9 protein-coding genes are annotated in these 8,842 nt (G+C 75.6%); 4 read left to right on the top strand and 5 right to left on the bottom strand.

Annotation, left to right across the window (positions count from 1 at the left end):
- Positions 1-1,529 (top strand): immediate early protein (locus HCJ92_RS19395; protein ID WP_245241010.1); only part of this gene is annotated, 1,529 nt, incomplete at its 5' end.
- A 112-nt stretch (positions 1,530-1,641) separates the two neighbouring features.
- Here the strand turns inward: HCJ92_RS19395 and purU are convergent.
- The 3 genes from purU to HCJ92_RS19380 all read right to left on the bottom strand — a co-directional run bounded on the left by purU (position 1,642) and on the right by HCJ92_RS19380 (position 4,241).
- Positions 1,642-2,526 carry a formyltetrahydrofolate deformylase gene (purU, locus tag HCJ92_RS19390; protein ID WP_167934896.1) on the bottom strand — a complete coding sequence of 295 codons (885 nt, stop codon included), beginning with the start codon at positions 2,524-2,526 and terminating at the stop codon, positions 1,642-1,644.
- Positions 2,527-2,655: 129 nt separating this feature from the next.
- Positions 2,656-3,102, bottom strand: coding sequence for an SCO4402 family protein (locus HCJ92_RS19385; RefSeq protein WP_167934900.1), 447 nt, complete (start codon positions 3,100-3,102; stop codon positions 2,656-2,658).
- 107 nt (positions 3,103-3,209) lie between these two features.
- Positions 3,210-4,241, bottom strand: coding sequence for a hypothetical protein (locus HCJ92_RS19380; RefSeq protein ID WP_167934895.1), 1,032 nt, complete (start codon positions 4,239-4,241; stop codon positions 3,210-3,212).
- 74 nt (positions 4,242-4,315) lie between these two features.
- On the opposite strand from HCJ92_RS19380, the gene HCJ92_RS25660 reads away from it, so the two are divergent.
- The 3 genes from HCJ92_RS25660 to HCJ92_RS19365 all read left to right on the top strand — a co-directional run bounded on the left by HCJ92_RS25660 (position 4,316) and on the right by HCJ92_RS19365 (position 6,707).
- A complete protein-coding gene (locus HCJ92_RS25660; protein WP_338054267.1) occupies positions 4,316-5,320 on the top strand; it encodes a carbohydrate ABC transporter permease in 1,005 nt (334 codons plus the stop codon).
- A 110-nt stretch (positions 5,321-5,430) separates the two neighbouring features.
- Complete coding sequence (locus tag HCJ92_RS19370) at positions 5,431-6,240, top strand: carbohydrate ABC transporter permease (RefSeq protein ID WP_245241012.1); 810 nt, start codon at positions 5,431-5,433, stop codon at positions 6,238-6,240.
- Positions 6,241-6,374: 134 nt separating this feature from the next.
- Positions 6,375-6,707: a hypothetical protein gene (locus HCJ92_RS19365; RefSeq protein ID WP_167934894.1), complete on the top strand. Its 333-nt coding sequence runs from the start codon at positions 6,375-6,377 to the stop codon at positions 6,705-6,707.
- Between the two features lie 83 nt (positions 6,708-6,790).
- Here the strand turns inward: HCJ92_RS19365 and HCJ92_RS19360 are convergent, their stop codons facing one another.
- Positions 6,791-7,474, bottom strand: coding sequence for a GNAT family N-acetyltransferase (locus tag HCJ92_RS19360; protein ID WP_167934893.1), 684 nt, complete (start codon positions 7,472-7,474; stop codon positions 6,791-6,793).
- 222 nt (positions 7,475-7,696) lie between these two features.
- A partial coding sequence (locus HCJ92_RS19355) for a serpin family protein (RefSeq protein WP_338054266.1) occupies positions 7,697-8,842 on the bottom strand: 1,146 nt, incomplete at its 5' end.

Raw genomic sequence — 8,842 nt, 5'->3', positions numbered from 1 at the left:
CGCCCCGACAGCGCTCCGGCGGGGAGCACGCGGACGCGCGGGGCGACACGGCCGTTCCCGGCCCGGGTGGCGCTCCGGCGGGGTCCGGTCATGAGCCGCACGAGCTCCGGGCAGCCCCGACCGGCCGTCGCGCCGGGGCGGAGCCCGCCGACGCCGGGGCCACCGGGGCGGAGACCTCCGACGCCGGGGCCACCCGCGCGCCGGCGAGCGAACCGGCACCCCGGCAGCAGACCGAGGCCGAACGCCCCGGTCGGACCGGGGAGGCCACGCGGACCGGAAACTCCGGGGAGCCCGGGGAGCCCGGGGAGCCCGGGGAGCCCGTGGCGGAGCGGACCGGTCGGCCGACCCGCTCGGACCGGGCGCGCCGAGGTGAGGGCCGCAGCCGCTCGGGCGCCTCGGCGGCGGGCCTCGGCCACGCCCATCTGATGTCGCTGCTGGGCGCCTGGGCTCTCAGCGCCTGTTCGACCACCGACGCGGCGGCGGTGGAGCACCACCTCAACGACTGCGCCGCCTGCGCGGAGGAAGGGCTGCGTCTGCGGGACGCGGTGACGCTGATGGAGCCGCAACGCACCCTCGACCTCGACGAGTCGCTGCGGACCCGCGTCCTGGAGACCTGCCTGAGCCGTCGACCCGCCCGGCTGCCGGTGCCCCGCTGGGCCGCGCCGTTCGAGGCGGAGACCGCCCGGCTCGACTACCTGCTGAACGACCTGGTCGAAGAGGAGTGGCGGCGGCCGGTGCGGCTGCGCTGGTACGCGGGTGACAGCCCCGTCGGGTGCGCCACCACGGTCGCCGGGGTGCTGGACCACCTGACCGCCGTGGACGGGCTGCTCTGCGCCGGCCTGGGGTTGCCGGACCCGCTGGGCGCGGACGCGGCGGGCGGTGCCCCTCGCGAACGCACCGACCTGCGATGGCGGCTCACGGCGGCGGATCGTGAACGGCAGCCGCGCGGCGCCTGGGGTCCGTGGCGGGACCAGGGCCGCGCGATGGTGGTCTCGGCCGCCAGGCTGCCCGCCGACGCGGACATCCGGGTCGCCTACCGCACCCCCGAGGACTTCGCGGGTGGGGCGGTGACACTGCCGGACGCTTTCCTGGACCGCGCGTTCGCCTGCTGGGTGCACGCCTGTGACATAGCGGAGGCGGTGGACTATCCGTTCGGGCCGCCGTCCGGTGACCATCTGCGGCCCCTGGTGGACCTCGCCGCCCGTCGGCTCGCCGTCAGTCTGGCCGCGCGGCGGCGGGCCGGGCTGACCGGTTCGGCACCGGTGCTGGCGGCGGCGGGCGCCCCGGGCCGGACGGTCCACCTCCAGCTCCTGGGCGACGGAGGCGGCGACTGGCTGGTGCCGCTGGACTCGCCGACGGCAGTGACGTCCCGGGAGGCGGTCGTGGCGCGGCTGGTGCTGACCGCGCCGGGGTTCTGCCGGCTGGCGGCGGGGCGGCTGCCGCTGGAGGAGGCCGCCGCGGGTGCGGACGGTGACCAGCGCGCCGTCCGCGACGTCCTGTTCGCGACGGCGGGACTCTCGCGGCTCTGACCGTGGCGGGCGGGCCGTGCTGTCCGCGGAGCGGGGGACGGCCGCGGCGAGCACGCGGCGGCCGTCCGGGTCGGCAGGTCGGGCGGGGTCGGGCGGGGTCGGGCAGGGGCGTTCAGTCGAAGACGACCGTGCGGCTGCCGTTGAGCAGGACCCGCCGTTCGCTGTGCCACTTCACCGCGCGCGCCAGCGCCTGGCACTCCACGTCGCGACCGACAGCGACCAGCTGCGCGGGCGACAGTTCGTGGCCGACGCGCTCGACCTCCTGCTCGATGATCGGGCCCTCGTCGAGTTCCGCCGTGACGTAGTGCGCCGTGGCACCGATCAGCTTCACGCCCCGGGCGTGCGCCTGGTGGTAGGGCTTGGCGCCCTTGAAGCTCGGCAGGAAGGAGTGGTGGATGTTGATGATGCGCCCCGCCAGCTGCTTGCAGAGATCGTCCGAGACGACCTGCATGTACCGGGCGAGCACCACGAGTTCGACCTCCTGCTCCGCCACGATGCGCAGCAGCTCGGCTTCGGCCGCCTCCTTGGTGTCGGCGGTCACCGGGATGTGGTGGAACGGGACACCGTAGGAGGCGGTCAGCTCCTCGAACTCCCGGTGGTTGGAGACCACCGCGGCGATCTCGACCGGCAGCGCGCCGATCCGGGTGCGGAAGAGCAGGTCGTTGAGGCAGTGCCCGAACTTGCTGACCATGACGACGATCCGCATGCGCCGGTCGGCGTCACCGAGCTGCCAGTCCATGGCGAAGGAGTCCCCCACCGCCGCGAAGCTCGCCCGCAGCTTCTCCGGCGAGACGGGTTTCTCGGCGGAGAAGTGCACCCGCATGAAGAACAGGCTCGTGCCCGGGTCCTTGAACTGCTGGCTGTCCTCGATGTTGCAGCCGGTCATGAACAGGTAGCTGGACACGGCGTGCACGATGCCGGGGCGGTCCGGGCAGGACAACGTCAGCACGTACTGATCGGCGGTCGCCGGCCGATCGACGGGGAGCGAGGGCGTCATACCCCCATACCCTGGCACATCCCGAGCCGCTGCCCGGCATGTGGACAGCACCCACCGGCCACCGCCCTCCGGGCACGCGGAGGCGGACCGGAGGGCGGACGGTGGACGGCGGGGGCCGGGGCCGGGGGCTCAGCCGACCTGCTGCGCGGCCACGAGGTCGTGGAGGGTGCCGGGGCGCACGTCGGGGTCGTCACCGTCGGCGGTGGCCAGCAGGACGTGCGCCTCACGGGCGGCACCGACGGCCTCGGTCCAGTCGGGGTGGCGCAGGTACTCGCTGACCGGGGCATCGGGGCCCACCTGGTGGAGGATCCGCAGCACACGCAGCACCGCGGCGTCGACCGCCGCAGCCTCGCGGGAGTCGCGGAAGATGGCGCCGACGTACCGGTCGGCGGACCAGTTGTCGAGCCACGTGTCCTCGACCAGCCGGTACACGGCGTCGGTGATGTCCCCGTACCCGGGCGCTCCCGCCAGCCAGCACTCCTGGTGGAAGACGGGGTCCGAGAGCATGTGGAGCGCGGAGCGCACATTGGCGCGCCAGCGCCACCAGGGCATGTCGTTGAGCGGCATGTCGCCCATGGTGGAGGACCGACGGGCACGACGGGAAGAGCTTTCCGAAGCTTGCACGGAATCGATCGTACGTGCGCGGTCCGCCGCCCCGTTCCGGAGTCCCGGACGGGCGCCGGTCAGAGGTCGGACGGTTGACGCTCCGGCAGGCCGTGGTCGCGCGCGATCGGGTTCCAGAGCTCGGCCGCCAGCTCCTTGGAGCCGGTCGCCTCGCCGCTGGCCCGCGCCGCCTGGCTGTAGTTGTCCGTGTGACGGGCGGAGCCGCCACGGCACATCCGGCGGCGGTCCTCGCGGACCTCCCGCGCCCAGTCCGCGAACCGGTCGTCCGCCTCGGCCGAGGACTGCCAGGCCGAGCGGAGCGCGGAGGTCAGCTCGCCGTGTCCGGGCAGTGCCTCCAGCGTCAGCTGGTCGAGCCGCTCGACCAGGCCGCGGCGCTGCTCGCCGGCGGAGCTCAGCTCGCGGCGGGCGTGGCGGATGCCGTCGCACTCCTGCACGGCGGCAACGGCCTCGACCACCGCTTCCCGGCTCTCGCCGCTCTCCGCCAGCAGGCCGGACAGCTCGGTCGCCTGCTGGGCGACCAGGGCGCGGTGCTCCTCGGCGGCCTCCGCCTCCAGGTCGGCCCCGTCGGCCGCCTCGTCGGTCGAGGCGCCCAGATCGCCGGGGCCGTCCTCCTGCTCCTGCTCGGACCCGCCGGAGTCACCGCTGGTGAGGGCGGCGCCCACGGCCAGCCCGACGACCGCGCAGAGCGTCACCACGATGGCGCCGAGGACCACCGGGCTCACGCCGCCGCGACCGCCGCCGGACGGCCGGCGACGGCCGCCCCTCGGGGGTGCGGCTCGCTGCCCGCGGCCCGCGGGGACGACTTCCTCCTCCTGGAAGAAGGACATGAAGTCGGCGTTCATCGCTGGGAGTTGTCGGGTGTCGCCGGGGCCTCCCCCGGCGTCGCCACCACCGGGGCCCCCGGGAGCGGGGCCACCGGCCACGATCGGCGGGATGAGCTGGGTCGCGGCCTCGTCCGGATGGCCGCCCGCGCCGGGAAGGCCCCCGGGAGCGGGGCCACCGGCCACGATCGGCGGAATGAACTGCGTCGCGGCCTCGTCCGGATGGCCGCCCGCGCCGGGAAGGCCCCCGGGAGCGGGGCCACCGGCCACGATCGGCGGAATGAACTGCGTCGCACCCTCGTCCGGGTGACCGCCCGGTACCGGTCCGCCACCGGGCGGGAACGGTGAGGCCCCGGGCAGGATCGGCGGGATCAGCTGGGTGGCGCCCTCGTCCGGGTGCGCACCGCTCGGCGGGAGGTCGGTCGGCGTGCCGGCGGCTGGCAGCGCCGGAGTGCCGCCTGCGCGCGGCCCGCCCCTGGCTGCTGCTCGCCCCGGCCCTCGCCGTCCTGGCGACGCTGCTGCTGTGGCCACTGCTGCGCCTGCTCCTGCTCTCCTTCCAGGAGTACGGGCTGCGGGAGATCCGTACCGGGGAGTCGCAGTACGTCGGGATCGACAACTACCGCGCGCTGCTGAACGACTCCTTCCTGTGGACGACGGCGCTGCCCAACACCGTCGGCTTCGCCGTGGTCTGCGTCGTGCTCACCGTCGCGACCGGCACCCTGGTCGCCCTGCTGCTGCAACGGCTGGGTCGTGTCTGGCGCGTGGTGGTCTCCGCCGCCGTGATGGCGGCCTGGGCCATGCCCGCCGTCACCGGGACCCACGTCTGGATCTGGATCTTCGATCCGCTCGGCGGGCCCGTCTCCGGAGGGTTGGACGGCCTCGGTCTGATCGAGCCGCGCGAGACCAACTGGTTCACCGACCGCTGGTCGTTCTACGCCATCGCCGCGCTCAACGTGGTGCATCACGGCTTCCCGTTCGTGGCGATCACCGTCTTCGCCGGGCTGCTCACCATCCCCCGGGAGCTGCCCGAGGCGGCCACGGTGGACGGCGCCGGCGCCTGGCAGCGGTTCCGGTACGTGACCGTGCCGACGCTGCGGCCGGTCTTCACCGTGGTGACCGTGCTCTCCACCATCTGGGACTTCAAGGTCTTCGCCCAGATCTACCTGATGCCGGGCGGGGACGGGACCAACCCCTCGGTGCTCAACCTCGGCGTCTGGTCCTACGTGCGGTCCTTCGGCCGCAACGACTACGGCCAGGGAGCCGCCATCGCCGTCCTGCTGACCGCGCTGCTGCTCGCGGTCACCGCGCTGTACGTACGGACCCTCTTCCGCGAGAGGGACGAGCGGTGACCGCCCCCGCTGCCCCCACCGCGCCCGCCCCCACCGCGCCCGCCCCCACCGCGCCCGCTCCCGACGCCGCACCCCGGTGGCGCAACGCCTCCCCCGACCGCCGGGCTCCGCTGCGACGGCTCGGCCTCGCCCTGGCGGTGGCGGCCGTGCTGGGGTTCGCGCTGTTCCCGGTGTACTGGATGGTCAGCTCCGCCCTGGACCCCGGCGCCGACGGCCGCGGCGCCGCCCTGCTCCCCTCCGGGATCACCTGGGACCACTTCCGCCACGTCCTGGAACGCGGCGGCTTCGGGCGCTACCTGCTCAACTCCGCCCTGGTCGGCGCCGCCACGGTGCTCCTCGCGGGCGCACTGGCGCTGTTCGCCGCCGTGGCCGTCGCCCGCTTCCGCTTCCGGCTGCGGACCAAGGTGCTGATCATGGTGCTGGTCGTGCAGATGGTGCCGCTGGAGGCACTGGTCATCCCGCTGTTCCTCCAGATGCGGGAGCTGCGCCTGCTCGACACGCTGTTGGGGCTCGTCGTCGTGTACGTGGCGCTGTCGCTGCCGTTCGCGATCTGGACGCTGCGCGGTTTCGTCGCCGCGGTACCACCGGAGATCGAGGAGGCCGCCTACCTCGACGGCTGCGGCTGGTGGCGCATGTTCCGTTCGGTGCTGCTGCCGCTGGTGGCGCCCGGACTGGTCGCGACCGGCGTCTTCTCCTTCATCCTCGCGTGGAACGAGTTCGTCTTCGCCTTCGCCTTCCTCCAGGACCGGTCCCGGTACACGGCCGCCGTCGGCCTGCGCTACTTCGCCGGGCCGTACGCGACCGACTGGGGGGCGGTCATGGCGGGTTCCACCCTCATCACGGTTCCGGTGCTCGTCTTCTTCGTCGTGGTGCAGCGACGCCTGGCCTCCGGTCTGGCCGCGGGGGCGGTCAAGGGCTGACCACCGCGGCAGGTCCGCCGCCCGCCCCCCCCGTCCGGGTGAGTCACCGCCGTGGCGCCGGCCGATCGGCGCCGGGCGGCCTGCCCGGCGCCGCAGACTGCGGACGGCAGTCGCACACCCGCCCGGGAGGTCCCGTGTCCCCACCCGCCGACGGAGCCGCCGTCCACGCCGCCCGCTGCTCCCACACGCACCTCTTCCCCGGCGCCCGCGTCCTGGTGGAAGGGGTGCCCGAACCAGAGGCGTTCGCCGCCGGACCGCAGCCGCTGACCCTCGCGCTGAGCTTCACCGACGGCGTTCTCACCGAGGCGGAACTCGTCACCGACCCCGAGACGGGGACGGTCCTGGCGGTGCCCGCCCACACCACCGACGCCGGTACCGACATCCCGGACCACCGGTGGCTCGTCCCGGGAACGGCGGCGGACGGCGACCACGTCCGGTTGACCATCGGCCGCCACGCCCCGGCGTGATACCCGCCGCCGCTCCCCTCCCCGTTGTCGGGGGAGGACGCCACCCGACGACGACCGGCGGGCCGACCCGGTACGGAGCTGTCCTACCGGGCGGAGGGAACCGCCGGCCCCCGCGCGATCACGACATCGGCTTCGTGGCGCCAGCCGAGGGAGGAGTAGAGGTGCTGCCCCTCCTCACTGGCGACGAGAAGGCCGGTGAGGGCGCCCTGGCCGGTCGCGGCCTCCGCCAGTGCGCTCATCACGGCGCCGCCCAGGCCGCGTCGCCGGTGCGCCGCGTCCGTCCCGACGCGATCGACGATCGCGTCGGCACCGACCACGGCGACGGTGCCCCGCGCAGCGACCTCGCCGCAGGAGCCACGGAGGGACACGACGGTGACCGGCCCCGCCGTGCGTACCTCGCGCCCGTACGGTGCGGTGGGCGCCTGTCGCGGGTGCTCGGCCAGCACGGTCGTCATCAGCCACTCGGACCGGTGGAGCACCTCCAGGCCGGCGGCGGCGACGGCGGCCTGGACCGCCTCCGGGTGCAGTGTGGGGACCGTGAGCCCGGCGGTCCCACCGGCGGCGGCCACGACGGCCGCCAACCGTGCCACGGACCCCGGCTCCTCGTCCGCACGGAGTGCGAACACCTCGACCTCCCGGCCGGGCTGGTCGCACCGGGACCGCAGACCGTCCCCCGCGGAGCCGACCGGCTCGGGACCGGGCAGGGAGCGGGCCACCGTCCAGCCGGTCGACCAGCGTCGCATCAGCTCTGATCCGGTCTTCGCCATCCGGCGATCACAGCACGACCGCGGGCGGCGGACGGGCCGCCGACCGGTCCCCGTCCCGGCACGGCCCCCGTGGCCGCCGGGCGGGCGAGGACGGGGACTTCCCCCGATGACGGGCCCCCGCGGGCGCCGTCACCCGGGCGGCCCGGAGCCTCCGCCACGACACCGGCCCTCCCGCGCGCGTACCGGCCCTCCCGCGCGCCCGGGTTCGGGGAGCGAGGCCGGTCATCCCGCTTGCCCGTCGGCGCGGCCCGGCCGCGCGTCGGCCGCCGCGGGCGGTCGCGGCGAGGTCGCCTGCCAGGCGGTGAACAACGGGAGCGTCCCCGAACCGTCCAGCACCACCACGCCGAACGGCCGGTCGAAGAGCACCGTCTCCACCCGGGGCGGTCGCACCGGCGCCGCCGAACCGAACCGCGTCGACAGCGCCGTCGCGGCGGCGGCCCGCACTCCGGACTCCGCCAGGGTCAGCACGCACCGCTGCGCCGCCCGGTCCACGAAGAGCGGCTCCGGCGAGAGCCCGGGGAGCTCCGCGTCCTGGCCGGCGACCCGACGGACCCCGAGCGCCGCCAGCTGCGGGAGCACGTCGGTGGTGGTCGCGAGTTCGAGCCGCGGCAGCCCCACCCGCACCCGGTCCGCGTCCACCGCGGAACGCCCGCCCGGCGGGGCCCAACCCGCCGGAAGGACCTCGGCGGCCGTTGCGCCCGGCGCGCCCAGGACACAGCGGACCTCCGCCCCCGCACCGGCCGGACCGGGTGCGCACCGCAACCGGACCACGGTCGCGGCACGACCGGGGACGCGCCACGCGTCCGCGGCGGGCGCCGTCCGCCACATCACCGGCACACCGGCCACCGACCCCGCGGCGTCGGTGAACGGCACCGGAGCCGTCGCGGACGGCGGGAAGGGCGCCAGCCAACTCGCCGTGAGCGCGAGCACATCGGCGAGCAGCGCGACCGTCCCCGGCTCCGGGCGGACCGGCGACCGGGGGATCATCCCGTCGGTCGCCCGGGCGACCCACGCGTCCAGCCTGTCGGCGGAGTCGGCCACCAGAGGTCCGAACTCCACGTCGGGCAACGCGTCGCGGAACGAGCGGTGCAGCGGGACCCGCGCCCACAGACCCCTCGCCGACACCACCGCGTCGGTGGCGCGCAGCGCCGCGCCGACCGCCGCCAGCAGCGGTGGCGCCTGCGGCCCGGCCGCGCCCACCACCGACCGGAGTTCGGCGGCGGTGGCGCCCGAGGCACCCGCCGCCAGGGTCCCCGAGGCGAGCCAGAGCCCCGCGGGTGAGACAGCGAAGTCGCCGCCCGCCTCCGTCGTCCCGGGCGCCGCGGCGACGACCGGCAGCCACCGCTCGGCGAGCGCCGTCACCAGCCC

It is taken from the genome of Streptomyces spiramenti (assembly GCF_012034385.1).
GTDB lineage: Bacteria > Actinomycetota > Actinomycetes > Streptomycetales > Streptomycetaceae > Streptomyces > Streptomyces spiramenti.
The sequence above is the reverse complement of the archived record's forward strand: the minus strand, read 5'-3'. Positions and strand labels throughout refer to the sequence as shown.

What these genes read in the sequence shown, in the direction of transcription:
- purU (WP_167934896.1), bottom strand. Translation starts at nt 2,526, where the DNA reads ATGACGCCCTCGCTCCCCGTCGATCGGCCGGCGACCGCCGATCAGTAC.
- HCJ92_RS19360 (WP_167934893.1), bottom strand. Translation starts at nt 7,474, where the DNA reads ATGGCGAAGACCGGATCAGAGCTGATGCGACGCTGGTCGACCGGCTGG.
- HCJ92_RS19385 (WP_167934900.1), bottom strand. Translation starts at nt 3,102, where the DNA reads ATGGGCGACATGCCGCTCAACGACATGCCCTGGTGGCGCTGGCGCGCC.